At 71.8% G+C, this 26,167-nt stretch carries 20 protein-coding genes and 2 pseudogenes; 16 read left to right on the top strand and 6 right to left on the bottom strand.

The window, feature by feature from the left end; genetic code table 11:
* Nucleotides 1-257: 257 nt before the first annotated feature.
* A complete protein-coding gene (locus tag GR130_RS25550) occupies nt 258-1,907 on the bottom strand; it encodes an amidohydrolase (protein WP_159506888.1) in 1,650 nt (549 codons plus the stop codon).
* Between the two features lie 61 nt (nt 1,908-1,968).
* Nucleotides 1,969-2,409 (bottom strand): Lrp/AsnC family transcriptional regulator, encoded by a 441-nt coding sequence (locus GR130_RS25555; RefSeq protein ID WP_043268198.1) that lies wholly within the window; start codon nt 2,407-2,409, stop codon nt 1,969-1,971.
* Between the two features lie 213 nt (nt 2,410-2,622).
* Here GR130_RS25555 and GR130_RS25560 point away from each other — a divergent pair, with 213 nt between their 5' ends.
* A complete protein-coding gene (locus GR130_RS25560) occupies nt 2,623-3,048 on the top strand; it encodes a hypothetical protein (protein ID WP_159506889.1) in 426 nt (141 codons plus the stop codon).
* Between the two features lie 24 nt (nt 3,049-3,072).
* Here the strand turns inward: GR130_RS25560 and GR130_RS25565 are convergent.
* A pseudogene (locus GR130_RS25565) lies at nt 3,073-3,888 on the bottom strand (phosphotransferase family protein); the annotation flags it as partial.
* A gap of 252 nt (nt 3,889-4,140) precedes the next feature.
* Between GR130_RS25565 and GR130_RS39990 the strand changes: the two are divergent.
* Nucleotides 4,141-4,509, top strand: coding sequence for a hypothetical protein (locus tag GR130_RS39990; RefSeq protein ID WP_201304993.1), 369 nt, complete (start codon nt 4,141-4,143; stop codon nt 4,507-4,509).
* On the opposite strand, the gene GR130_RS25575 is transcribed toward GR130_RS39990, so the two are convergent.
* Nucleotides 4,472-5,644, bottom strand: a complete 1,173-nt coding sequence (locus GR130_RS25575; RefSeq protein ID WP_159506890.1) for an acyl-CoA dehydrogenase family protein — start codon at nt 5,642-5,644, stop codon at nt 4,472-4,474. The two genes, GR130_RS39990 and GR130_RS25575, sit on opposite strands and share 38 nt — an antisense overlap.
* Nucleotides 5,645-5,996: 352 nt before the next feature.
* Here GR130_RS25575 and GR130_RS25580 point away from each other — a divergent pair, with 352 nt between their 5' ends.
* Nucleotides 5,997-7,274, top strand: a complete 1,278-nt coding sequence (locus tag GR130_RS25580; protein ID WP_159506891.1) for a glycoside hydrolase family 18 protein — start codon at nt 5,997-5,999, stop codon at nt 7,272-7,274.
* Between the two features lie 84 nt (nt 7,275-7,358).
* On the opposite strand, the gene GR130_RS25585 is transcribed toward GR130_RS25580, so the two are convergent.
* Nucleotides 7,359-8,015 carry a TetR/AcrR family transcriptional regulator gene (locus GR130_RS25585; RefSeq protein ID WP_201304994.1) on the bottom strand — a complete coding sequence of 219 codons (657 nt, stop codon included), beginning with the start codon at nt 8,013-8,015 and terminating at the stop codon, nt 7,359-7,361.
* 144 nt (nt 8,016-8,159) lie between these two features.
* Here GR130_RS25585 and GR130_RS25590 point away from each other — a divergent pair, with 144 nt between their 5' ends.
* The 13 genes and pseudogenes from GR130_RS25590 (at nt 8,160) to GR130_RS25650 (ending at nt 24,463) form a co-directional block, all read left to right on the top strand.
* On the top strand, nt 8,160-8,774 hold the full coding sequence (locus tag GR130_RS25590; RefSeq protein ID WP_159506893.1) for a DUF6230 family protein: 615 nt from the start codon (nt 8,160-8,162) through the stop codon (nt 8,772-8,774).
* Nucleotides 8,765-9,802 carry a DUF6114 domain-containing protein gene (locus tag GR130_RS25595; protein WP_159506894.1) on the top strand — a complete coding sequence of 346 codons (1,038 nt, stop codon included), beginning with the start codon at nt 8,765-8,767 and terminating at the stop codon, nt 9,800-9,802. The genes GR130_RS25590 and GR130_RS25595 overlap by 10 nt, the downstream gene beginning before the upstream one ends.
* Nucleotides 9,803-9,890: 88 nt before the next feature.
* Nucleotides 9,891-11,150, top strand: a complete 1,260-nt coding sequence (locus GR130_RS25600) for a GAF domain-containing protein (RefSeq protein WP_159506895.1) — start codon at nt 9,891-9,893, stop codon at nt 11,148-11,150.
* A gap of 149 nt (nt 11,151-11,299) precedes the next feature.
* Nucleotides 11,300-12,823: an acetaldehyde dehydrogenase ExaC gene (gene exaC / locus GR130_RS25605; protein ID WP_159506896.1), complete on the top strand. Its 1,524-nt coding sequence runs from the start codon at nt 11,300-11,302 to the stop codon at nt 12,821-12,823.
* Nucleotides 12,824-13,218: 395 nt separating this feature from the next.
* Nucleotides 13,219-15,153 carry an ABC transporter ATP-binding protein gene (locus GR130_RS25610; protein WP_201304995.1) on the top strand — a complete coding sequence of 645 codons (1,935 nt, stop codon included), beginning with the start codon at nt 13,219-13,221 and terminating at the stop codon, nt 15,151-15,153.
* A gap of 203 nt (nt 15,154-15,356) precedes the next feature.
* Nucleotides 15,357-16,004, top strand: coding sequence for an RNA polymerase sigma factor (locus GR130_RS25615; protein WP_159506897.1), 648 nt, complete (start codon nt 15,357-15,359; stop codon nt 16,002-16,004).
* Complete coding sequence (locus GR130_RS25620; protein ID WP_159506898.1) at nt 15,997-16,746, top strand: hypothetical protein; 750 nt, start codon at nt 15,997-15,999, stop codon at nt 16,744-16,746. The genes GR130_RS25615 and GR130_RS25620 overlap by 8 nt, the downstream gene beginning before the upstream one ends.
* A gap of 208 nt (nt 16,747-16,954) precedes the next feature.
* A pseudogene (locus GR130_RS41645) lies at nt 16,955-17,107 on the top strand (helix-turn-helix domain-containing protein); the annotation flags it as partial.
* Between the two features lie 509 nt (nt 17,108-17,616).
* Nucleotides 17,617-18,258, top strand: a complete 642-nt coding sequence (locus GR130_RS41650; RefSeq protein ID WP_328707605.1) for a hypothetical protein — start codon at nt 17,617-17,619, stop codon at nt 18,256-18,258.
* Between the two features lie 13 nt (nt 18,259-18,271).
* Nucleotides 18,272-19,027: a TIR domain-containing protein gene (locus GR130_RS25630; RefSeq protein ID WP_159506899.1), complete on the top strand. Its 756-nt coding sequence runs from the start codon at nt 18,272-18,274 to the stop codon at nt 19,025-19,027.
* Nucleotides 19,024-21,000, top strand: coding sequence for a hypothetical protein (locus GR130_RS25635; protein ID WP_159506900.1), 1,977 nt, complete (start codon nt 19,024-19,026; stop codon nt 20,998-21,000). Before GR130_RS25630 ends, GR130_RS25635 begins: the two co-directional genes overlap by 4 nt.
* On the top strand, nt 20,997-22,055 hold the full coding sequence (locus GR130_RS40925) for a hypothetical protein (protein ID WP_236573486.1): 1,059 nt from the start codon (nt 20,997-20,999) through the stop codon (nt 22,053-22,055). The genes GR130_RS25635 and GR130_RS40925 overlap by 4 nt, the downstream gene beginning before the upstream one ends.
* 182 nt (nt 22,056-22,237) lie before the next feature.
* The gene (locus tag GR130_RS25650; RefSeq protein WP_159506901.1) at nt 22,238-24,463 is read left to right on the top strand and encodes an ArnT family glycosyltransferase; all 2,226 of its coding nucleotides are present in this window, start codon (nt 22,238-22,240) and stop codon (nt 24,461-24,463) included.
* 93 nt (nt 24,464-24,556) lie between these two features.
* On the opposite strand, the gene GR130_RS25655 is transcribed toward GR130_RS25650, so the two are convergent.
* Nucleotides 24,557-25,978, bottom strand: coding sequence for an alpha/beta hydrolase (locus GR130_RS25655; RefSeq protein WP_201304996.1), 1,422 nt, complete (start codon nt 25,976-25,978; stop codon nt 24,557-24,559).
* Nucleotides 25,979-26,167 lie beyond the last annotated feature (189 nt).

Genomic DNA, 26,167 nt, shown 5'->3' on the forward strand with positions numbered 1-26,167 from the left:
AGCTGGACCTGGCTCCCAGTGGCGGTGTGCCGGATGGCTCGCCGCCCCATGGCCCAGCTGCGATCGACGACTGCGCGGAGGTCTCGCGGTCGGACGTCCTGTGGTGGACTCGGCCGAACCTACCGGCCCACGGCCGCCTGCTGTCAACAGTCGCTCCGCATGCGTCGTTTTCGCGTCGTCCCAGGTCAGTGGCGAGCCTTCCCAGGCAGGGCAAGCAGCTTCGGGCACGGCCTCCGACGGCACCTGCCTGCGCGATGTCACTCGTTCGGCCGGTCGAAGATGGTCCGCCCGGCAACTACCGTCCGCAGGCACACCGGGAGGTCGTTGCCGGGGCTGAGATCGGGCAGGCCCGGGGTGCCGGAGCGCGGGTCGGTCGACCAGCGCTCGACGCGCTCGTCGGGGGCCTGGACGATCAGCTCGCCGGTCTCCCAGACCGCGTAGTCGGCGGGTGCGCCGGGCACCAGGACGCCCGCGTCGTCGCGGCCGATGGCGCGCCAGCCGCCGCGGGTGTGCGCGGTGAACGCGGCGCGGGCTGAGATGCCGTGGGCGGGGGTGCGGTGGAAGACGGCGGCGCGCAGGGTGCCCCAGGGGTCGAGCGGGGTGACCGGGCTGTCGGATCCGAGGGCGAGCGGGACACCGGCCTTGAGCAGGGCGGCGTACGGATTGAGGGTGCGGGCCCGGTCGGCGCCCAGGCGGGTCGCGTACATCCCGTCGACGCCGCCCCAGGCCGCGTCGAAGGCGGGCTGGACGGAGGCGGTCAGAGCCAGGTCGGCGAAGGCGGCGATGGTGGCCCCGGTCAGCATCTCGGCGTGCTCGACGCGGTGCCGGGCGGCCCGGACGCGCTCCAGGCCGACGGTGCCGGCGGCGGCGCGGACGCCGTCGGTGACGGCGGTCAGCGCCGCGTCGCCGATGGCGTGGAACCCGGCCTGGAGTCCGGCCTCGGTGCAGGCGGCGACATGGGCGGCTACGGCCGCCGCGTCGAGGTGCGCGGTGCCGGTGTGGCCGGCGTCGGCGTACGGCGCGTGCAGATGGGCGGTGTGCGAGCCGAGCGAGCCGTCGGCGAAGAGGTCGCCGGCGGCGCCGGCCGCGCCGAGCTCGCGGATGCGTTCGGCGTCCTTTGCGGATGCGATCAGCTCGGCCCAGTAGCCGATGACGCGGGGCCCGCGGCCTTCGGCGGCCAGCGCAAGCAGGGCGGTGAAGTCGTCCTCGCCGGAGATGTCCGGGCCGGCGCACTCATGGAGGCTGCCGATGCCCAGGGACGCGGCCCGGGCGAGCGCGGCGGCCTGCGCGTCGGCGCGCTGGGCCGGAGTGACGGTGGCGTAGGCGGCGGCCCGTGCCGCGTGGTGCGCGTCCCCGGTCAGCGGGGTCCCCGGGTGGAAGCCGGACCGCTCGCGGATGCCGGGGACCAGGTCGAGCAGGGCGGTGGTGACGACGGCGGAGTGCACGTCGACGCGAGTGAGGTAGAGGGGGCGGCCCCCGGTGGCGGCGTCCAGTTCGGCACGGGACGGCGGGCGGCCTTCGGGCCAGGCACTGGCGTCCCAGCCGTGGCCGAGCAGCACGCTGTCCGCGGGGCGGGCGGCGGCGTACGCGCGGATGCGGTCGAGCGCGTCGGGCAGGGTGGTGGCGGCGGACAGGTCGAGGCCGGTGAGCGCCAGCCCGGTGGCCGTGGCGTGCACATGTGCGTCCGTGAACGCCGGGGTGACGAGTGCACCGTCGAGGTGGACGGTCTCGTCGACGCCGTCGGCGAACGAGTCCGCCGCGCCCTCCTCGCCGACCCAGGCGATCCGGTCGCCCTCGACGACCATCGCGGTGGCGAAGGGGTCCGCGGGACTGTGCACCTCACCGCCCCGGAGAAGGACGGTACGGGGCCGGGGCCGCCCGGCGCGGTCGGGGATGTGCTCACTCATAACGGACAGTCTGGCGCCTGCGCGGAGCGGGCCGGCGCCCGGGGGTCGGCTCCCGGCCAGGTCAGATACGGGGCGGGCGGGCCTCGTACGGGGTGGAGAGCACCACCGTCGTACGGGTCGAGACACCGGCCAGGGTGCGGATGCGGGTGAGCAGGTGCTCCAGCTCCAGGGGGGTGGCGACCCGGACCTTGAGGATGTAGTTCTCGTCGCCGGCGACGCTGTGGCACGCCTCCAGTTCGGGGACCTCGGCAAGCCGGTCGGAGATGTCGTCCGGAGCGCTGGGGTCGAAGGGTTTGACCGAGATGAAGGCGGTGAGCGGCAGGCCCACGGCTTCCGGGTCGACGATGGCGGCATAGCCGCGGATGACACCGCGCTGCTCCAGGCGGCGCACCCGCTGGTGCACCGCCGAGGTGGACAGGCCGGTGGCCTTGCCCAGGTCGGTGTAGCTCATCCGCCCGTCCTTGACGAGCAGATCCACGATTTGTCGGTCCAACTCCTCCACCCGCTCAACCTACTGCGCGCGGGCGCATATGCGCACCGTGCGCCGGATCGTGGACACCTACACGCCCCTCCGTGTGAGCAATGCCACACCTGTGACGCCGGGTACGCGGGGCGTCAGCGATTATGCGCCCGGCATGAAGGGCATTGCTGGTGTTGGCCGAGACCGCCGGTCACAAGATGGAAGTCAGCGGTCCGAGTGGCCCACCCGAGGGGGATGGACATCATGCGACGCCTTGAGCAGGACTCCGCCGCAGCGAACGCCGGCGTTCAGGAGGGCGACAGTCTCGGCTTCCCCGCCGACGACGGTGCGTACGATTCCTTCGACACCTACGAGATCTACCGCGTGACCTGCCCGGACTGCGGACAGCCGATCGGGCTGCTGGCGGACGAGGACACGCTCCCGGAGCACGCGCTGTGCCCGTCGTCGTGGAACCCGTTCGGCCTGACGGTGTGCCGGGGTTCCGGTCGGCCGGCGGCCGACGCCCCGGAGACCGACGACATGATGGACGCTCAGGAGCAGGACGCGGCCGTGCTGTTGACGCTTCCCGCGGGCCTGGACTGGCGGCGCCAGCCGTTCTCGCACGTGGGCGGCATCGGCGAGCGGCCGACCCGGGTCCCGCGGATGCGCCGCCGCGGCTGAGCCGGTCAGCCGGCCGCGACCGCCTCACCAGTAGCGGCCGGCGAGCATCGCCTCCAGGGTGTCCCGGTGCAGGATCAGCCCGTCGGCGTCGGCCGGGGCCGGGATCTCACCGAAGTACACCTGGCGGTAGGCGACCCGGAGCAGACGATGGCGTGCCGCAGGGCCGCGTAGAGGGTGTGGAACTCCATGTGGCGGGGCCGGTGCCCGGTGAGCCGGGCGTAGCGGCTCTCGACGCGGTCGCGGCGCAGGAAGTCGGGCAGTCCCGGCTCGCCGCCGCTCTCCGTGCGGTCCTGGAAGAAGCGGTGCAGGTAGACCAGCCGGCCGAGGTCGGGTTCACGGCGGCCGAGTGCGGCCAACTCCCGGTCGAGCACCGCGGCCGGCTCGAAGCCGTCGTAGACGATGTTGCCGATCCGGGCGTCCCCCAGTTCACCACCGATCCGGGCGTCGCCCCAGCTCACCGTCGTCTCCCCCGGATCCGCCGGCCAGTGGTCGGCGAGCCGGGCGAAGCCGCGCTCGACGAGCGGGGAGCGGGGCAGTTCGTCGACAACCCAGGAGTAGTAGGCGCGTTGGGCGGCGACATGGCGGTGCAGGGCGCTGCCGGTGCCGGGGTGCGGCGAGTAAGTCTGCGGTGGTGGCGGGGAGTTGGTCGTGCAGCCGGGCGAGGACCGCGACGCCGGCGGCCTCCAGGTGGTCGCGTTCGGCATCGGTGGCGGCGTGCGGCCAACTCCCCTCGTACGTATAGGGCATGACATCCGGTGGGACCCGGCCGTTGGCGCGGGCCATGACGAAGAACGGGGCGCCGAGGTGGGCGGGGTCGGCTTCGTGCCAGGGATCGGGCGGTCGGACACGGTCCCCTCCCTGGGCGCCATCGGCGGCGTATCACCGCCCGCGGACGAGAATTGACGGACTGTCAGGTATCTGCCCACGGCCACGCCCCTGGGGGGTGCGGGTGGCGCGATACCGTCGACCGCCGGCCCGTCGTGCGCGAGGGCGGTGGCGTGTGATCGGATGGCCCCGGTGGCGGCGGACGACCGGGGCGCCACGCGGATCATGGGGTGGGGACACCGGGCCCCGGAAGGAACGGGGTGCCGAATGGCGCTGGCGGTACGCGGTTCACGGCTGATCACCGTCGACGGGACCCGGTACCGGTGGGCGGTCTCGCCGGACGCGGCCGGGCTGGCGGTGGTCGCCGGCTGGGCGGACGGGGACGGCGCGCGGATGGCGACCTGGTTGGAGCACGGCACGGTCATCGCACCGGGCGAGGTCGCGGCACTGATCCGCAGAGCGCGCGAACACGGCTGGAATCCGCGGGAACGGGGGCCGCAGCACACCTTCCGGCTCGACGCGGCGAGCCGGAAGGTGTGCTGCGGCTGTGAGGCGGACCGGGCCGGGATGCCCCGCGGCGGCCCGCCTCCTGCGCCGGTCAGTGCGTCTCGGGCCCCGCGAGATGGCGGGCGATGACCATCCGCTGGATCTGGTTGGTGCCCTCGACGATCTGCAGGACCTTGGCCTCGCGCATATAGCGCTCGGCGGGGAAGTCGAGGGTGTAGCCGTAGCCGCCCAGGAGCTGCACGGCGTCCGTGGTGACCCGCATCGCGGTGTCCGTGCAGAAGAGCTTGGCCATCGCCGCCTCCTTGGAGAACGGCTGCCCGGCGTCGCGGAGCCGGGCGGCGGTGAGGTACAGCGCGCGGCCTGCCTCCACCTGCGTGGCCATGTCGGCCAGCATGAAGCGCAGGCCCTGGAAGTCGGCGATGGGGCGGCCGAACTGGCGGCGTTCGGCGACGTAGCCGAGGGCCTCGTCCAAGGCCGCCTGGGCGACGCCGATCGCGCAGGCCGCGATGCCGAGGCGGCCCGAGTCCAGGGCGGAGAGCGCGATGGCGAAGCCCTGGCCCTCGTCGCCGATGCGGCGGGCGTCGGGGACGCGGACGCCGTCGAAGTGCAGCTGGGCGGTCGGCGAGCCCTTCATGCCCATCTTGCGCTCGGGCGGGGCGGCGCTGAGGCCCTCGGCGTCGCCGGGCACCAGGAAGGCGGTGATGCCCCGGGCGCCGCCGCCGCCGGTGCGGGCGAGCACCGTGTAGAAGTCGGCGACGCCTCCATGGGTGGTCCACGCCTTGGTGCCGTCGATCGTCCAGGAGTCGCCCTGCCGGGTGGCGCGGGTGGTCAGCGAGGCGGCGTCGGAGCCGGAGGCGGGCTCGGAGAGGCAGTACGCCCCGAGGAGGCCGCCGCCGAGCATGGCCGGGAGGTGTTCCGCCCGCTGCTCCTTGGTGCCGTATCCGGCGAGGGCGTGGCAGGCGAGGGTGTGCACGCTGACGCCGAGGCCGACGGTGAGCCGGGCCGCCGCGAGCTCTTCGAGGACCTGGAGATAGACCTCGTAGGGCTGGTCGCCGCCGCCGAATTCCTCGGCGTACGGCAGGGAGAGCAGTCCCGATTCCGAGAGCAGGCGGAAGAGGTCGCGCGGGAAGCGGCCGGCTTCCTCCTCCTCGGCGGCCGTGGGCCGGATCTCGCGCTCGGCGAGTTCACGGACCAGGGTCATCAGGTCGCGGGCTTCCTCGGTGGGCAGCCTGCGGTCCACCGGCGGGGGGCCGTAGTCGGTCATGGCGGCGCTCTCCTCCCTGTCGGGCGCTGCGGCGACGCGCGCGCGGGGTGGGCGGCGGCGCCGATTTTCCGTAGTGCCTGGCCGATGATCGCGTTCCGGGTCGCGGAACGGCGATGACCTGCGGCTGTGGCGCTAGGAGTATGCCCGATCGGAGGCTCCGCGTCACGGGTTGATCATCGATCTCGGTGCGGAACCGGCCCACTTGGCTTGTGGAACCCGACGGCGGCCCAATTGGTCCGAACCATTGACGCAGTGGTCTAGTCCTTCTACCTTCTCCTTCAACGTTCCACGCGTTCATGCCAATTCGGAACGCAGGTCAGGCTCCACCCTCGCCCCCCTCCGAGGAGACGACATGCTCAGACCGCACCGAAAGCGATCACCTCGCAGGCTGATCGCCGCCGCGACCGCGCTGTGTACGGCGGCTCTGGCCGGCACCCTGTTCGCCGCCCCCGCCTCCGCCCGTCCGGCCGCCGCCCCCACCGCCGGCCACCCGGTCACGGCGGCGGCACAGCCCGCGGCGGCCGGCGGCAAGGTCGTCGGATACTTCATCGACTGGGGTACCTACGGCCGCAACTACCAGGTCAAGAACATCGAGACCTCGGGCTCCGCGGACAGGCTCACCCACATCAACTACGCCTTCGGCAACGTCCAGGGCGGCAAGTGCGCCGTCGGCGACTCCTACGCCGACTACGACAAGGCGTTCACCGCCGACCAGAGCGTCGACGGCAAGGCCGACACCTGGGACGACCCCAACGGCCTGCGCGGCAACTTCAACCAGCTGCGCAAGCTCAAGAAGCTGCACCCCGACCTCAAGGTGCTGTGGTCGTTCGGCGGCTGGACCTGGTCGGGCGGCTTCGGCGAGGCCGCCAAGAACCCGGAGGCGTTCGCCCAGTCCTGCTACGACCTGGTCAAGGACCCGCGCTGGGCGGACGTCTTCGACGGCATCGACATCGACTGGGAGTATCCCAACGCCTGCGGGCTGTCCTGCGACACCAGCGGGAAGGACGCCTTCACCGACGTACTGAAGGCGCTGCGGGCGAAGTTCGGGCAGAACAACCTGCTCACCGCGGCGATCACCGCGGACGCCTCGGACGGCGGCAAGATGGACGCCGCCGACTACGCGGGCGCGGCCCAGTACGTCGACTGGTACGACCCGATGACCTACGACTACTTCGGTGCCTGGGACGCCAAGGGGCCCACCGCCCCGCACTCCCCGCTCACCGCGTACGACGGCATCCCGAAGGCCGGGTTCAACACCACCGACACCATCGCCAAGCTCAAGAAGCTCGGCGTCCCGTCGGACAAGCTGCTGCTGGGTATCGGCTTCTACGGCCGCGGCTGGTCCGGCGTCACCCAGGACGCGCCGGGCGGTACGGCGACCGGCGCGGCCCCGGGCACGTACGAGGCGGGCATCGACGACTACAAGGTGCTCAAGGACCGCTGCCCGGCCACCGGCACGGTGGGCGGCACCGCCTACGCCAAGTGCGGTGACCAGTGGTGGAGTTACGACACCCCGGAGACCATCGGCACCAAGATGGCCTTCAAGGACGCCCAGGGGCTGGGCGGCACCTTCTTCTGGGAACTGAGCGGCGACACCGCGAACGGCGACCTGATCAAGGCGATCAGGTAGCCCTGGCGGTACGTACGGTGACGCGGGCGGGAGGCGGCTGCCTCCCGCCCGCTTCCGTTGCGCACGACAACTTTTGACGATGGGTCAGGAATGCTGCCGGGGTGGCGCCGGGCAGGCCGGCTCGTACTCCTCGATCAGCCGGAGGGTGTCGCCCAGGCCGCGGACCAGCAGCGACACCACGGTCTCCCGCGGCAGTTCCTGCTCCTCGATCCAGTCGAGGGTGACGCCCTCCACGCTGGAGAGCCAGCCGGTCAGCGCCGTGCGCGCGAGCGGCGGGATGTCCTCCCTGCCCCAGGCGCCGAGCGCGATGGTGCTCAGCAGTCTGGCGCGTACGGAGGCGCGGATGGCCAGCACCTCGGCATCGAATCCGACCCCGCCGGTGACGATCGCGCGGTAGGCGGCCTGATGGTGCTGGGCGTAGCGCAGATAGCCGTCGACGGTGCGCTGGACGCGTTCGACGGGTGGCAGATCGTGGGTGCTCCCGGCGCGTTCGACCAGCTCGGCGACCGCGTCCTCGATGATCGCCAGGTAGTAGCCGCGCTTGTTGGTGAAGTAGTAGTAGATGAGCCCCTTGGCCACGCCCGCCTGGCGTGCGATGTCGTCCATGGACAGCGCGTCGTAGGAGGTGTCGGCGAACAACTTGCGTCCGGTTGCTATCAGTTCGGCGCGGCGTGCCTGGGACCGCTCGGTGGGGCGGGCGCCCGGAGAGGCCGCCCGCACACCCTGTTGACTATTATTCAAAACCCGCCCTAGTCTCCAACTACCAAGAGTTTTAGGCAGTATGACAGAACGTCATGCTGGCCTTCCGGCCTGCGGTCCTGGCACCGCAGGGGCTCCATGAAGCACTTCCCTCGCGCATTCGACCGCTGCCCCGGGGAGGACGCAGTGAGCACATCGATCGGCAGGGCGCCCGAAGGGCGGACCTCCTGGAAGAAGACCGCCGTGGCGGCACTGCCCGCCGCGCTCGCCGTGGGCGCGCTGGCGGCGGTGATGGCACAGGGCGCGCTGGCCGCGTCCTTCGCGGTGTCCGGCACCAACTTCCAGGTCGCGTCGGGCAAGTTGACCAGCAGCGGCCTCTCCTCGTACGTCCACACCGACCGCGATGCCGACGACCACGGCCATCCGGTCGCACTGCTCGGCATCGGCCGGGCGCGCCTCGCCGACATCTGCCAGTCGGCGCAGGTCTCGACGCCCGTGGGCAACGTGGTGTTCAAGCTGACCGCCGGCGGCAAGGCCGGTCCGGTCAGCGCCGACAGCCTGGTCATCGACGGTGAGGACCTGGTCGGCGACGCCCGGTTCGGCACCGCGCAGATCGGCCGGGACGCGGGCTCGCTGGACGCCGTACCGGGCGTCAAGGGGCCGCAGGGCAAGTTCGGCCTCCAGGCCGGGAACATCGAGGTGGCCGGCGTCAGGTCGCATGCCTGGTCGGCCACCGGCGGCAACTTCCGCCTCAAGGGGCTGCGGGTGAGCGTCAGCCTGGACGGCGAGAAGTGTTTCTGAGCGCGCGGCGCGCACGGTGGGGCCGCCGGCTGGAGGACGCCCTGCCCTGGCCGGAGCGGCGGGCGGTACTGCGGCGCTGGCGGCGCACCCGGCCGTTCTGGGCCGGGCTGCTGCTTCTGCTCGGCGGTGCGGAGCTGCTGCTGGTCCCGCTCTCACCGCTGACCGTGCTGGTGAGCCTGGGGCTGGGCGGACTGGCCGCGCTGGGTATCGGGCTGGCGCTGATGGCCGCCGGGCTGTTCCTGTGGTGCACCCCGGCCGCGCACCACTACGTGAGCATCAATGCGCTGATCCTGTCGGTGCTGTCGTTCGCCGCGACCAACCTCGGCGGGTTCCTGGTCGGCATGGGGCTGGGCATCGCGGGCGGCGCGATGGGGTTCGGGTGGACGCCGGTACGGGACACCGGCGACGACGCGGGGGCCGGGCCGACGGCGGACACCGGACCCGCGGGCCGGGCCATGGGGGCGCACGGTGCCGCGGCCCCGGACCGTACGCCCGCCCGCCGCGGCACCGGCGGCAAGGCGCTCGCCGTCGGCCTGCCGATCGCGCTGCTCACCGCCGTCGGCAGCCCGGCGCAGAAGGCCGGCGCGGCCGGGCCCCCGGCGCCGCCGGTCCCGCCGACCGTGACCACCACCCTGTTCGCCCCGCAGGGCTTCACCCTCGCCGGGATCACCACGGTGGACACGGCCGGCGGCCCACTCAAGGTGATGGTGCTGAGGATGACGGCGGCGTCGCTGACCGACTACCGTCTCACCACCCGCGACGGCCAGGGTCCGCAACTCCGCCTGAGCGCGGACGCGTTGGACCTGAAGGGCCGGGTGACCCTCTATCTCACCAGGTTCAGCGGCTGCCTGGAGGGCGCGGTCTGCCTCACCTTCACCCCCGACACGCTCCCGGTCCCGCCGGTCGTCCCGCCGTTCGTCTTCATGACGCGGGTGACCGCCGTACAGGCACTGGTCGGCTCGGATCTGATCGTCGCGAACGGGCTGCGGCTCCAGGCGGTCGGCGGCCGAAACGGCACCACCGGCTGACCGGGGGGAGCCGGGCGGGGTTTACGGCGCCGATCCGTACGAGCACCATCGGCGTACCGGGGCAGGAACCGTGACGAAGAGGTGACGCGTGGTCAACCCGTGGCTGGCGATGGAGGCGGGCGCCGACCCGGCCGAACGCATCCGTACCGTACGGCGGGCGCACGAGGCGTTCCTGGCCGACGGGAGCGTGTCGCCGCGGGTCCGGCAGGTCGTCGCCGACTCCTGGCGCCGCTCCGCCCGCGCGCACGCCACCTCGGACGGCACGGCCCCCATCGAACTCGACGAGCCCGCGCTCCGCAGCTACCGGGACGCCCATCCGCTGGCCCGTGCGATGCCGGTCTTCCGGGAGCTGCTGGGCGGCATCGCGCACGACGGGGCCCATCTGCTGGCGGTGTGCGATCCGCAGGGGCGGCTGCTGTGGGTCGAGGGGCACCCCGGCGTGGTGCGGCGGGCCGAGCGGATGAACTTCACGGCGGGGGCGCGCTGGGACGAGCGGCATGCGGGAACGAACGCGCCGGGCACCGCGATGGCCGCCGACCACGCGGTGCAGATCTTCGCCGCCGAGCACTACAACCGGCGGGTGCAGCCGTGGACGTGCGCCGCCGCACCGCTGCACGACCTGCGGACCGGGCGGCTGCTGGGCGCGGTGGACATCTCCGGCGGCGACCATCTCGCCAGCCCGCACAGCCTGGCCCTGGTCCAGGCCACCGCCCGCGCCGCCGAGACCCATCTCTCCCTCTGCGCAGGGAAGTTGGGAGTATGCCTCACGGCGCTCGGCCGGGACGAGGCGCTGCTGGTCCGGGACGGCGAACGGCTGCGCCTGGGGCGCCGGCACAGCGAGATCATGCTGCTGCTGGCCCGGCACCCGGACGGCCTGACGGGCGATCAGCTCTCCGTACTGCTCTACGGCGAGCGCGATATGCGCCCCGTGACGCTGCGTGCCGAGCTGTCCCGGCTGCGGCAGCTGGTCGGCCCGCTGCTGCACTCCCGTCCGTACCGGCTCGACCGGCCGGTCGAGACCGATCTGGACGCCGTGGAACGGGAGTTGGCGGCCGGCGATCCGGCCGCCGCGCTCGATGCGTACCGCGGCCCGCTGCTGCCCTCGTCGGAGGCACCCGGTGTCCGCCGGCTGCGCGCCGCGCTGGAGGACCGGCTCCGGCGGGCGCTGCTGTCCGCCCGCGACCCCGACCAGCTGCGCATCTGGTCGCGGACCCCTTGGGGCGAGCACGACCTGGAGATCTGGGAAGCCCTGGTGGACGCCCTGCCGGAGCGCTCCCCGGCACGCACCGCGTCCCGTGCCACGGCGGGACGGCTGCGCACCGCCTACGGCCTGGCGGGCGGATCGTAGAACGCACCCACCGCCGGGCCCGTCCTCCCCCGGAGCCGCTCCCCCGCGCAACCTTCGCGCAACCTCCCCCGCCCTAGCCTCCTCCCCCAGCGCCCGCCGCACCGAAGCGGCGGGCACCGCGCCGAGCGCACGATTTGGGAGGCCGCCCCATGGCACGCTACGCCAGCCCGGGTTCCGCCGATGCCGTCATGAGCTACCGGAGCCGCTACGACCACTGGATCGGCGGCGAGTTCGTGGCACCCGCCCAGGGCCGGTACTTCGAGAACCCGACCCCGGTCAACGGGCAGCCGTTCACCGAGATCGCCCGCGGCACCGCCGAGGACGTCGAGCGCGCGCTGGACGCCGCCCACGCGGCGGCGCCCGGGTGGGCCCGCACCCCGGCCGCCGAGCGCGCCGCCGTCCTCAACAGGATCGCCGACCGGATGGAGCAGCACCTGGAGGAGCTGGCGGTCGCCGAGAGCTGGGAGAATGGCAAGCCGGTACGGGAGGCGCTGGCGGCCGACATCCCGCTCGCCATCGACCACTTCCGCTACTTCGCGGGCGCGGTGCGCGCCCAGGAAGGCACCCTCTCGGAGATCGACGCGGACACCGTCGCCTACCACTTCCACGAACCGCTGGGCGTCGTCGGCCAGATCATCCCCTGGAACTTCCCGATCCTGATGGCCACTTGGAAGCTGGCCCCGGCGCTGGCGGCGGGCAACGCGGTGGTCCTCAAGCCGGCCGAGCAGACCCCCGCCTCGGTGCACTTCCTCATGAGCCTGATCGCCGACCTGCTGCCACCCGGCGTCGTCAACATCGTCAACGGCTTCGGTGTGGAGGCGGGCAAACCGCTGGCCTCCAGCCCGCGGGTGGCGAAGATCGCCTTCACCGGCGAGACCACCACCGGCCGGCTGATCATGCAGTACGCGTCGGAGCATCTGCGCCCGGTGACACTGGAGTTGGGCGGCAAGAGCCCCAACATCTTCTTCGACGACGTCTCCGCCGCGGCGGACGACTTCCACGACAAGGCCCTCGAAGGCTTCACCATGTTCGCCCTCAACCAGGGCGAGGTGTGCACCTGCCCGTCCCGCGCGCTGATCCAGCGCGGGCACTACGCGGACTTCCTGGCGGCCGGCGTGGCCCGCACCGAGAAGATCGTCCAGGGCCACCCCCTCGACACCGACACCATGATCGGCGCGCAGGCGTCCAACGACCAACTGGAGAAGATCCTCTCCTACTTCGACATCGGCCAGAAGGAGGGCGCCAAGGTCCTGACCGGCGGCACCCGCGCCGAGTTGGGCGGGGAACTGGAGGGCGGCTACTACGTCCGCCCGACCGTCTTCGAGGGCAACAACGACATGCGGATCTTCCAGGAGGAGATCTTCGGCCCGGTGGTGGCGGTGGCACCGTTCAGCGACTTCGACGACGCGATCGGCATCGCCAACGACACGCTGTACGGGCTGGGCGCGGGCGTCTGGACCCGGGACGGCTCCACCGCCTACCGCGCCGGCCGCGCCATCCAGGCCGGCCGCGTGTGGACCAACTGCTACCACGCCTACCCGGCCCACGCGGCCTTCGGCGGCTACAAGCAGTCCGGTATCGGCCGCGAGACCCACAAGATGATGCTGGACCACTACCAGCAGACCAAGAACCTCCTCGTCTCCTACTCGCCGAAGAAGCTCGGGTTCTTCTAAAGGCTCCGGATAGAGGCCCCGGAAAGGGCGCCTGGCCACGGGTGCCGGGCCGCGGTGAATCCGTTTCACGGCTCCTCGCGTATACGTGATTGATGGATGGTCGGGGGGCGTGAGGAAGGGGCGAGCATGGGAGTTCTCGCAGACCTGACCCCTGCGCTGGGCCGTGGCCGTCACGACCGTGGGACGTCGGGCGGGCGCCGGGGCAGAGGCGGACATGACCACGACCGGGATCGGCGCGAGGGTCGGCACCACGACCGGGACTTCGACCGGGACTTCGACCGCGACTTCGACCACGAAAGGGGCCGTGGAGAGGGGTTCGAAGGGAGGTACTGAGCACTCGTTCTGTCTGTGCGCGGCCGGGCTTCCCGCCCGGCCGCACCAGTCCGTGAGGCGACATGAGCGACACACGGCCGTACGCGCCCTCCCACGGGGACGCCCCGGGCGACGGCGCGGGCGGGGCCAAGACGCCCACTTCCGCGGCGAGTCGCGTGACGCGGGCGGTGCGGCGGTTGCTGTCCGTCGCCGAGGGCCCCGCTGGAGCAGACGGAATCGTCGAGGCCGCGCCGCCGGTGGCCCTGCGCGACATCTTCCGGCGCTTCTGGCCGTACACGCGCGGCGGCCGGCGCTGGCTCGTGGTGATACTGGCCTTCGTCGTGCTGGGGCCGGTCGTCGACGCGGCCGAGATCTGGCTCTTCAAGATCGTCATCGACGACATGCTGGTCCCACGCAACCTGCGCCTCTTCGTGCCGATCGCCCTCGCGTATCTGGGGTTCACGTTCTTCGCCGGAGTCCTCGCCTTCGCCGACGACGTGACCTCCACGTGGGTCGGCGAACGGTTCCTGCTGGCCCTGCGGTCGGATCTGTTCCGCCACGTCGAAGGGCTCTCCCTCGGTTTCTTCGAGCGGCGGCGGCTCGGCGACGTGCTCTCCCGGGTGACCGGTGACGTCGACGCGGTCGAGACGTTCCTGCTCTCCGGGATCGTGAACGCGATCGCACAGGTCGTGCGACTGGGCGTCTTCCTCGGCGTGCTGTGCTACCTGCGGTGGGACCTGACGCTGCTCGCCCTCGTCATCGCGCCCCTTTTCTGGTTCACCGCCCGGCGCTTCTCCCGGCGGGTGAGGGCCGCGTCGCGGGAGCGGCGGCGCCGCAGCGGCTCGATCAGCGCGATCACCGAAGAGGCGCTGGGCAACATCGCCCTCGTCCAGGCGTACAACCGGCAACGGTGGGAGCACGGCAGGTTCGAGCGCGAGAACCTCGGCAGGTTCCGGGCCGCCATGGCCTCCGCCCGTATCGGTGCCGTGTACACCACGGTCGTCGACGTCATCGAGCTGACCGGCGCGCTGCTGGTGATGGGTCTGGGCACCTGGGAACTGGCCCGCGGCCACCTCACCCTGGGCGGCCTGATGGTCTTCCTCACCCTGCTGAGCAGGCTCTACGGCCCGATCCGCGGCATCTCCGGTCTCGGCAACACCTTCTACTCGGCATCCGCCGCGGCAGAGCGGATCATCGAGCTGCTCGACCAGCGACCCCAGGTCGTCCAGGCGGCGACCCCGCGGAAGCTCGGCCGTACCCGCGGTGAGATCGCGTTCGACGACGTGTCCTTCCGCTACCCCGGGACCGCCCGGCCGGCCCTGACGGATGTCTCGTTCGGCGTGGGACCCGGCGAGACACTGGCACTCGTGGGGGCCAGTGGTGCCGGCAAGTCGACCGCCGCCAAGCTGCTGCTGCGCTTCTACGACCCGGACCGGGGAGCCGTTCGCCTCGACGGGCACGATCTGCGCGAACTGTGCCTGGACGACCTCCGGGACAACGTCGCCATGCTGCTCCAGGAGACCCTGGTCTTCCACGGCACGGTGCGCGACAACATCGCCTACGGCCGCCCCGGCGCAAGCGACGAAGAGATCGTCGCGGCGGCCCGCGCCGCCGACGCACACGACTTCGTCAGCCGACTTCCCGAGGGCTACGACACCGTGGTGGGGCAGCGCGGCCGGCTGCTGTCCGGCGGACAACGGCAGCGTCTCGCCATCGCCCGCGCCGTGATCCGCGACGCGCCCGTTCTCGTCCTCGACGAACCGACCACCGGCCTGGACGCGGAATCGGGCCGGCACATCCTGCAACCACTGCGGCGGCTGATGAGCGGACGCACGACGGTCCTCATCTCCCACAACCTGCTCACCGTCCGCGCTGCCACCCAGATCGTGCTTCTCCAGCACGGCCGCGTCGCCGACCGCGGCACACACGACCAGTTGCTCACCCGCAGCGCGGCGTATGCGCGGCTCTACCGGCTGCACGGAACCGGCGGCACATCGCGGGTCGAGGTGCTGCCATGAGCCGCACACAGGCCCCCGGCCCACCGCCGCCGGCGGCCGGCGGCCGGCGCGACATCCGCGCACGTTCCGTAGGCCGGTCATCACCCTTGGCGCGCGGAGGCGTGCGGCACATGCGTCGGGCGGTGGCACCGAGGGAGAATGGGTGCGTGGTCTTCCGTAGCCGCCAGGCAATCCCCTGGCCGGGGCGGACCGTACTCAAGGGTATGCAGAGGTTGCAGCTCCCCGTCGGACGCATCCCGGACGCGGCGCTGCTGGCTGGTCTCGCCACCGGTGATCCAGAGCTCGCCGACACGTTCGTCCGGCGGTTCCAGCACACGGTCTTCGGCGTTGCCATCGCGGTCACCCGCGATGCGCAGCTCGCCGAGGACATCGCCCAGCAGACGTTCGAGCGCGCGTGGCGGCACGCCCAGGTCTACGACTCCCGCCGCGGATCGGTGACGACGTGGCTGACGACCATCGCGCACAACCTCGCCATCGACGCCGTCCGGTCGCGCCGGCCGGAGCCGGTGGCCCCCGAGGACCTCGACGCGCTCCTGGAGGCGGTGACCGAGACCCCCGAGCAGCAGGCGCTGGCAGACGAGGCGTCGTCCACCCTGCGGGCCGCGGTGGCGCAGCTGCCCGGCGAGCAGGGCCGCGCCCTGGTGATGGCGGGCATCTACGGGATGACCGCTCAGCAGGTCGCCGACTGGGAGCACATCCCTCTGGGCACCGCCAAGACACGGATCAGGACCGCGATGGGAAAGCTGCGGACCACGCTCACCTCGCCGAATCCGCCGTATCCGCACCATCCCACCTCTGCGCACCCCACGGATCCGCCCCCCGCGTCTCCGGAGCGAGGCCGCCATGACTGAGGACCTGACCTGCGCACAGCTGCACGAGACCGGTGCCGAGCTGGCACTGGGCGTGCTCTCGGGCCGGGAACGGGCCGAGGCCGTCGCCCATCTGGACTGCTGCGCGGACTGCCGGGAGTACGTCCAGCAGCTCGCCCTCGTCGGCGACGGGCTGCTCGGCCTCCTGCCCGGCAGCGAGCCGCCGGCCGGTTTCGGAGCCCGGGTGGCGCGGCGGCTGGCCCTGGCCCAGGTCGCGCGCGACGGACGCGGGACCGAGCACCGCTTCGCGCGGCGGCGCGCGCGGCTCCGCGGCGGCGTACGGCTGCGGGTGGCCTCTGCCGCCGCCGCGCTCGTGCTCGGCGTGGGGTTCGGCGGTTGGGCCCTCGGCACGGCCATCGAGAACGTGGTGGCCGGCCCCGCACGGCCCGTCCAGGCCGGGGCCGGGATGCTGCATGCGCATCTGATCGGAGCCGGGGCGGGGCACCGGCAACCGGCCGGGGAAATCTACGCCCATCCCGGGTCGGATGGCTGGGTGTTCATGTCCGTCGATCTCGCCGACGCCGGGAATCCGTACAGCGGTGACGTCATCTGCCGGCTGGAGCGAACCGACGGCACCACCGTCGGGCTCGGAACCTTCCACCTGCACGACGGGGACGGCTACTGGGGCGCCCCGGCCTCCGTGGACCCCGCCACGCTCTCCGGTGCCGTGCTGACCTCGCCCGACGGCCGCGTCCTGGCAACCGCGCACTTCACGACGCGGTGAACGTCGCCCATCGCCGAACTGGTCGATGACGAACAGTAGTTGACGCAGTCTCACCAGGATCCCGGATCGCCGCGCAACTCTTGCGCTCCTGGAGTACGGCGCCCCCCTGCGGAGAAGGAAACGGGAAACAGCACCATTCGCCTTGTCCGTCCGGCCGGGGTTGCCGCACTCTTTCGTGCGGCAACCCCGTTCGCCTGGATGGATGGTTATGGAGGTTCCCGTGCCACAGCCGTCCACCGCGTTCGGCGAGGAACTGAGGCGGCGACGTCTGGACGCCGGACTCAGCCTCACCGCGCTGTCTGCCGCCGTGCATTACAGCAAGGCGCAGCTGAGCAAGGTCGAGCGAGGCATCAAGGCGCCCAGTCGCGATCTGGCCCGACTGTGCGACGCCGCTCTCCGAGCCGGCGGAGCACTGATCGCCCTGGTCACCGCACCCGCTTCCGGCTTACCGGATGAGTTCGCACCAGGAAGAATCGATGAGGAGCAGTGGACGATGCAGCTGTCACCGGACGGCTCGGGCTGGTTCCAGCCCGTCGGCCGACGTCAGGTCGTGAGCGCAGGCGCCGCCTCGTTGATGGGTTGGCGCACCGGCGGACCCGGCACACTCTCGCCGGCTACGGGTGCCGGCATGCTGGAGGCGTCCCGCTCGCTGTTCACGCACTATCGGCGGCTCGGCCAGAGCGCCGAGCCCGGCTTCCTCCTCGCCGGGCTGATCGCGCAGACCCACACGCTGCGGGAGCTGTCGCGGCATGCCGACTCCCACGCCCGCCGAGAGCTGCTCACGCTCGGTTCCCGGTACGCCGAATACATCGGCTGGCTGGTGCAGGAAACCGGAGACGAGGAGGGGCGCTGTGGTGGACACAGCGTGCGGTGCATCTTGCCGCCGCCGGCGGTGACCGTGCCCTGGCCGGATACGCGCTGGTCCGCCGGGCGTTGGTCACGCTGTACCAGGACGACGCCGAGCAGACGGTCGCGCTGGCCCAGCGGGCGCAGAGCGGCAGACTTCCGTCCCGGATCCGCGGGCTGGCCGCGCAGCGCGAGGCACAGGGCCACGCACTCGCAGGCGACCGCGGCGCCTGCCTGCGCGCTCTGGATCGGGCCGGGGCGCTGCTCGTCGACCAGGTCGACGAGGCCGGCGCACCGGTGATCGGCAGCATGCACCTGCCCGATTCGGTCGGCATGGTCAGGGGCTGGTGCCTGTTCGACCTGGGCTGCCCGCGGGAGGCGGCCGAAGAACTGAACCGTCAGCTCGCGCGGGTCTCCCCCGACGCGGTACGGACGCAGGTGCGTTACGGCATACGGCGGGCGCTGGCCTACGCGGCGGACGGTGAGATCGACCATGCCTGCGCCGTGACGGAACCGCTGCTCGACGGGGTGGCGGCCGTGCGATCGGCAACCGTCACGATCGATCTCCGGCGCCTCGCCCGCTTCCTGGCCCGCCATGCGGATCACGCATCGGTGCGCCGGCTGTCACCTCGGCTCGGCACGTTATGCCGCGCCACCACTACCTGAGGAGGAACCCACCATGGTCGACATCTTCATCAACTACCGTACGGGGGACGGCAACGAGATCGCCGCCCTGATCGACAACGAGCTCTCCAACCGTTTCGGGACGGAACGAGCCTTCCGCGCCTCGAAGTCCATTCTTCCCAGCATCCCCTATCCCGATGCCCTGTTGACCAACCTGCGCCGCAGCGCCCTGCTGCTGGCGGTGATCGGGGCCGACTGGCTGAACTTCCAGAACAAGCTGAACGACCCCGAGGACTGGGTACGGAAAGAGATCCTTGAGGCGTTCGCCTGCGGACTTCCGGTGATCCCGGTCCTGGCGGGCCGGACGACGGAGCGGCTGAAGAAGAGCGAACTCCCGGACGAACTGGCGCGGTTGGCCGATCTGCAATCCGTGCGACTGGACACGCAGAACGCCGAGGCCGACCTGAAGCGCCTCGGTGACCTGGTCGCCGAGCTGGTGCCTGAGCTGCACGATCCCGAGCCGGCGGAGGCGCCGGCCGCCGGTCCCGGATCCGTGTCCAATGCGGCACGCGATATCGGCGGAGCGGCCGTCCAGAGCCGGGACTTCACCGGCGACGTCGGCCGCACCGTCTTCAAGGGGACGGCCGGCGCCGTGCATTCCGGCAACGGGGACATCTATCAGAACTCCCGCCATGACTCGGGCAGCCGTCACTACTCGGGCGACGGCATGACCAATATCGAAGGCGACCATCACGGCGACATCCGGCACCAGTTCGGCGGGGCGGGACGACGCGAGGGCGATGAGCGGTGAACAACCCGTCCGCGGAGTGGATCGCGCGTGCCGGTGCCCTGCATGCCGGCGTCGGCGACATCCACTACCACGCCCCCTCCGGTCCGGAGCAGGAGACGGCCCGCCGAAGCCCCCGCCGTATCGCGGATGACCAACTCCGGCTGCTCAAGCAGCGGTTCGTGGACCCCGCGGGAATGGGCGAGGCACGCCGACTGCTCGCGGAGCACCGCACGGTGATCCTCTACGGCGTTCCGGGCTGCGGCAGGAGTGCCGCAGCCCGGGTCCTCCTGTACGAACATCACCGGAACACCGGTATCTTCCGCGAACTGCTGCCCGGCGACGAAGAAGAAGCCCCTCTCACCGACGGCGGACTGGTCGGTGCCGGCGACCGCCTGCTGCTGGACCTTGCCGAGGCTGACGGCACTCAATGGGCGAAGTGCCTCAGAGATCTGTCGGCCCTCCGCAAGGCCGTCCGAGAACAGCGGGCGCGCCTGGTGGTCGTCAGGCCGTACGGCCACGACCTGGACTCCGACCTCCGGTTCTACCAGGCCGAGATCCAAAGCCCTCCGGCCCAGGAGGTGTTCCGGCGCCATCTGCGATTCCATCGGATACCGCACGAGGAGTACCGGCAACCCGCACCCGCGTTGACGGATTTCCTGGCCGAGCAGCGGGCGAACGAGGAGATCGCGGACTTCGCCGACCGCGTGCGTCGGGATCGTACGGCGCATCCGGCGGACCGCGATTTCGCCGGCTGGTGCGAGCAGGCCCGGGACGCACGCAAGACCTGGCGGAATGAGGTCGCCGACCTGGTCGCCGGACAGCGCGAGGCACCGCAGCGGGCCTTGCTGTTCGCCACGGCCATGCTGCACGGCGCGCACGCCGATGTCGTCCACCACGCGGCCGCGCTGCTGCTCCGTACCCTCAGGACCCCTCGGGACGAGGTTCTCCCGCTCGAAAGCAAGGACCTGGCCGCGCGCCTGAAGGAGGTTTCCGCGTCGGCCGGACCGGATTGCCACGTACGGTTCGACAAGCTGGACTTCGACGCCGCGGTCCGCGCCCACTTCTGGGACAACCTGCCGGACCTCCGACGCCCGCTGAGTGCCTGGACCGCGCAGAGTACGGAGCTGGGCGATCCGCATCTGACTCCGGATCTCCGCAAGGAGCTGGTGGAGCGGCTCGCCGACCAGTACCTGCGCACCGGCCAGTGGAAGGAGCTGGCGGCTCTGGCGGACCGCTGGGGCACCGACGCCACGACCACGGCCCGTCTCACGGCGGCCGTCCACGCACTGGCCCGCGGTCTCGGCACCCGGCAGTACGGGGGAAGCTTCCGGCGGCTGATCAACACGTGGTGCAGTGAGAAGCAGCTGACGGGAGGTCTCGCGTACGTACTGGTGCGCGTCTGCACCGAGGCCATCGCACCGACCCATCCCGACCAGGCCATGGTCCGCCTGCACCACCTCGCCCGCCGGGAAAGCGGGTCGGCGGCGGCGTCGGACGCGCTGTGCGAGCTGGTGGCGACGAGCAGCCGGCTCCGGCGCCGGATGCTCGGCCGCCTCACCGGGTCTTCCTCCGTCCCTGCCGCAGACGCACGTATCTTCCTGCGGATCTGCGACCCGGTACCGCTGACGGACCCGGGTGACGCGCCCCACGCGCCGCTGGACGAGGAGTACGTGCAGCGCTGCGTGACCATCGGCTGGCGCGCGGTGCTCGCCGAGTTGCCGCAGCCGCGCTGGCAGCCGTACGCGGTGCGCTGGCTGCACACCGCCGGAGACGTCGACGACCGCCATGACCTGCTGCTCGACCTGCTGGTCGACGCCGCAGGCCGGGACGGCCAACAGCTCGCGGCGCTCTACTCCGCGGCCCGCGCGGCGGAACCCACCACCACCGGTGGCACGGCACGTGGTGTCGTCACCACCGACCGCTTGCTCCAGAAGATCTCCGCGGCGCAGGGCCTCCGCCCCTCGGCCGCACCACACGGGGGGACCACACCATGACGACCGGCCGCAAGACGACGACCGTCTTCCTCACCGTCCTGTGCGCCCTGCTGCTGACGATCCTGGGTCTGGTGCAGGGGTGGCCCCTTTGGGCGTGGGCCACCGCCGCCGTTCTTCTCCTCGGAGTGCCCGGGGCCGCCTTCAGGATCGCTGCGGCACGGCGTGGTTCCATACCGGTAGGCGTTGCGGAGACCATCACCGCGGCGCCCTTCGAACGCAGCGAGTACCGCGTCAGCCACGTGGCACTGCCCAGCCAATGGACCGACTACGACTTCCTCTTCACCGCAACCGTGCGGTGGTACCCCGTCGATTCCCACGGGGACGGACCCATCGTCAGTCCGGTCGGACTCGCCGTCCAGGCGGTGCTGGAGCGTGCCCGCGCGATCACCGAACAGCGGGAGCCCGGCCGGGCCTCACTGGTCCGGCACGAGCTGAGCGGTGCGCTCGGCAGGATGTGCCCGGACCCCACCGGCCGCCTCCAGGTCCTGGCCGAGAACGTCGCACTCACCCTGCACGAGCACGATCAGGAGCGGTTGGACAGGCTCGCCGAAGTCCGCAAGGACGAAGCGGTGTGGGAACACCAGCGGAAGTACGAGCAGAGCAAGCGTGAGTATCTGGGACAGGACGTGCTCAAGGACACCGGCAGCGCGGTGGTCTGGTGGCTCGCGAAGAACGACGACGAGGTGGAGAAGACCGTGGCGGACCTCGGTCTACTGGCCCAGCTCGCGTCCGCCGCCAACGACACCGACGTGCCCGAACGCCTACGGGGTTTCCTGCCCGGGCCGCACGGCGAACAGCCCATCCCGGACATCATGGATAAGTCTCCCGTCTCGGTCGTACGGGAGCCGACGGCCGCGGACCACTTCGAAGGCTTCCTCACCGGCATGGGCTTCGCGGACGGGGATGTCCGGCGAGCGATGGTGGCAAAGCAGGTCGCCGAGATCGTCATCAAGCAGGAGCGGAACGAGACCGCCGAGGAACTGCTGAGGAGGTTCGACCCGCCGGCGCGTTACACACCGGATGACGACGTAACCGACGGGGCACCCGAGACCTGATCTTCGTGAGGGAGTAGCCCTGCCGTTCGCTTTGCGTCGCCCTGGGGCAGGTAATGAATGGCGCCGCGCGGATTAAAGGCGGAATCAGTTCGGTAAAAGGTTCCCCCGTATCCGGTGAGAAGTTCCTTCAAACCGTCGGGTGCGGCGTAGGGGGCCCCGAAACATGCCGAAGACTGCTGCGCATGGCTACGACAGTCCTCGACACAACCGCCCCCGCCGGCGCCGGCGTCCGCCGCGCGCCCTGGCGATCGCCGGTGGGGCAACCTGCATACGCGCGACCGGCGCTGCTGGTCATCACCGTGCTGGCCGCCGTGCTCTACGCGTGGGGGATCAATCACAGCCAATACCACACCTTCTACGCAAACGCCGTGCGCAGTATGACGGAGAGCTGGAAGGCGTTCTTCTACGGTTCCTTCGACCCCGGCAATTCCATCACTCTCGACAAATTGCCGGGATTCCTCTGGCCGCAGGCCATTTCCGCCCGGATTTTCGGATTCCACCCCTGGGCGCTGACGCTTCCTCAGGTATTGGAGGGTGTGGCGAGCCTCCTGGTCCTGTACCGGGTGGTGCGCCGCTGGGCGGGCTACAACGCGGCGCTGATCGCGAGCGGTGCGTTCCTGCTGACGCCGGTGGCGGTGGGACTGTTCCGGACCGCCGTCGAGGACCCGCTGTTCACCCTGTGCGTGCTGCTTGCGGCGGAGGCGACCCAACGTGCCGCGGAGGCGGGCCGGTTGCGTCCGCTCGTGATGGCCGGGGTCTGGGTCGGCATCGGCTTCCAGTCGAAGATGCTGGAGGCGTGGGCGGTCCTGCCCGCGCTCGCCGTGGTGTATCTGGTCTCGGCGCCGGTCCCGCTGCGGAAGCGGCTGACGCATCTCGGGCTCTCCGCGGTGGTGATGGCCGCCGTCTCCGCCTCGTGGATGGTGGCCGTCGCCCTCACTCCGGCCAACGACCGGCCGTATGTCGACGGCACCACGAACAACTCCGCGTTCAGCATGGTGGTCGGTTACAACTTCCTGAACCGGTTCTCGTCCCTGGGCATCAGCGCCGCCTCCACCGGCAGCATCAGCGCGACGCGGGGCGGCGGGGGCCACGGAGGAGGTCACGGCGGGAGCCAGGGCGGCGCCGCGGCGCCCGGTGCCGGGACGACCGAGGCGGCGGGCGCGCCGCGCGGCGGCGCACAGCACCCGCGGCAGGCCGGCGGCAGCGGCACGCCCGGTACGCACGCCGGAGCGCAGCAGGGCGCCGCCCAACTGCCCGACCGGGCCCATGGCGGCGGGCCCGGCGGCTTCGGGGGCGGCGGCCAGGACGGCTGGTCGAAGATGTTCGGCTCGGCGCTCGCGTCGCAGACCGGATGGCTCTACCCGTTCGCCGCCATCGCCGTCGTCTGCGGCCTCCTGTGGCGCCGCGGCAGCCCGCGTACGGACCGGATCCGCGCCGGGTTCGCCCTCTGGGGCACCTGGCTGACCACGTACTTCCTGGTCTTCAGCGCGGGCAGCGTCGGCGGCCACACGTACTACATGGGCGTGATCGCGGTGCCGCTCGCCGCGCTGACCGGCGGCGGGACAGTCATGCTGTGGCGCGCGTACCGGGCCGGTGGACGCCGCGCCTGGGTGCTGCCCGGTGCGGTCGCCGCGACGGCGGCGTGGGGCGCGTTCCTCGCCGGCGAGTTCCCGTCCTTCCTGCCGTGGCTGGCGCCGGCGGTGGGCGTGCTGGGGCTGACCGCCGTCGTCCTGCTGGTCCTCGCCCGGCCGGGCGGCGCCCGGTCCGGCGGACGGCTCGCCCTGGTCGGTCTCGCCGCGTCGCTCGCCGCCGTGCTGCTCGCGCCGAGCGCCTGGGCGGTACAGGTCTTCAACCCGGCGTACGGCAGTTCCGGGATGGGCGCGGTCGGTCCCTCCGGCATGCGCGGCGGCCGTGGCGGCCATGGCGCGGCGAAGTGGCCGGGCGGCGGGCACGCCAGGGGCGGCTTCGGCGAGTCCGGCGGCCGACTTACCTCCGACCAGCGCAAGTTGCTCGCGTACACCACCGCCCACCGCGGCTCGGCCGAGTACGTCTTCGCCACCGACGGCTGGAACAACGCGTCCCCGTACATCCTCGCCAAGGGCACCCGCATCCTCCCGCTGGGCGGCTTCAGCGGCCAGGTCCCGTTCCCCACCGAGGCCGGCTTCCGGCAACTGGTGGCGTCGGGCAAGGTCCGCTACGTCCTGCTGGGCGGCGGGCGCGGCATGGGCGCCATGTTCGGCGGCGGTGGCGGCGGTTCGACGTCCGCCACCCGGATCGCCGGCTGGGTGCGGTCCGGCTGCACCCGCGTCCCGGCCTCGGCCTACGGCGGTACGCAGTCCCCGAAGACCGCGACCACCGGGGAGGGCGGCACCGCGCAGACCCTCTACCGGTGCGGTCCGGCTCGTTAGCCGGCCCCCGCACAAGGCACCGCCCCCGATCCGTGGAAACGGTCGGGGGCGGTGCCTTGTGCGGTGCCGTAGGGGGGCCGGATCGGCCGGGGCCTACGCGCCGGCCGGTGCGGTCGGTGTGTGGACGCGCTCGGCGAGCCAGGGAAGCGCGGCCGAGAAGGCACTGGACGCCAACTGCCAGGTGTGGCCCCCGGGTTGGTAGTGCAGGGTGCAGGAGATCCCCTTCTTGCCGGCGGCGGCGCAGAGCTTCTGCGCGTCGGCCGTCTGGCCGCCCATCCCGTCGCCGGGGATGTCACGGCCGCCGAAGCCCACGGGGCCCGGCCGGCTCATGGCGCCGCCGTGCCGGTGCTGCCCGCCGTGGCCGCCCTGCCAACCGCCGTTTCCGCCATGGCCGTTGTTCGGTCCGCCGCGCCGGCCCGGTCCGCCGGGCCGGTCGCCGGAGCTGCTGTTGTCGAACCAGCCCGCGGTGTCGGTGTAGGGGGCGTGTGCCGCCATCACGGTCAGCGGGTCGAACTTCGCCCACGCCGCCTCGCTGCCCCCGTAGAGGTCCTTGATGGTCAGCTGCTTGGTGCCGACGATCGGGCCCTCGTCCCCCGCGATGTCCTCGAAGCTGCCGAACAACTCCGGGTGCATGACGGCGAGATCGACCGCGCAGGTACCGCCCATGGAGAAGCCGACCACCCCCCAGTCGGCCGGGGCGGCGGAGGCTCCGAAGTGGGAGACGACATAGGACCGGACGTCCTTGGTGAGGTGGTCGGCGGCGTTGCCGCGCGGACCGTTGACGCACTCGGTGTCGTTGTTGAAGCTGCCCCCCGAGTCCGCGAACACCAGGATCGGGGCCTGTCCGTGGTGGGCCTTGGCGTAGGCGTCGACGGTCGAGATCGCACCACCGGTACGGATCCAGTCGGCGGGCGTGTTGAACTCGCCCCCGATCATCATCAGCGCGGGCAGCTGCGGATGGCGGGCCCCGCTGAACCAGGCGGGCGGCAGGTACACATACTCCTCGCGGTGCGTGAAGTGGCTGGCCGTGTCGGGGGTGTTGACCGCCACCACGCGACCGGCGGTCATCGTGCTCCCCTTCCCCTGCAACGCGCTCAGCTGCGCGGCGTCGACCTGGTCGGGCAGCGGACCGGCGCTGATCTGCGCCCATGCCTCCTGCACGGTCGGGAAGTAGCCCACCCACTGGTTCAGCACCAGCCCCGTGCACAGCAGACCCAGCGGGATCACCGGCACCGACAGCGCTCGCCGCCACCAGCGTGCGCCCCGCCAGCCCAGTACGGCGACGGCCAGGGCCGCCGCGGTGACCCCGATCCACACCCACAGCGACACCGGGGCCGGGTCGGTGGCGAGCGCGTTGGCGTCCACGTACCACTTCGCCAGCAGCGCGACGAGCAGGCCGACACCGGCCGCGACGGGCAGCCACAGCAGTCTCCAGCGCGGGGTGCGCCAGCCGATGACCACAACGAGCAGCACTCCGGCGACGATCTGGATCGTCAGCGGCAGCCAGCCGTCCAAGAGCGATACGCCGGCATGCCAGGACGGCGCGGGCGCGTTTCCGTGCGAGGGAGCAGAAAGATACACAAGCAGCCAGCCTGCCGGTGATCGACGGGAGCCCACCATATTCACCGAATGAGGAACTGGTGAGAATTCCCTTAAGCAGCACCGCGGCAGGCCGCGGGCGGGCAGGTCAGGAGGGTGCGGAGG

Origin of the sequence: Streptomyces sp. GS7, from assembly GCF_009834125.1 — a bacterium.
Taxonomy (GTDB): Bacteria; Actinomycetota; Actinomycetes; order Streptomycetales; family Streptomycetaceae; genus Streptomyces.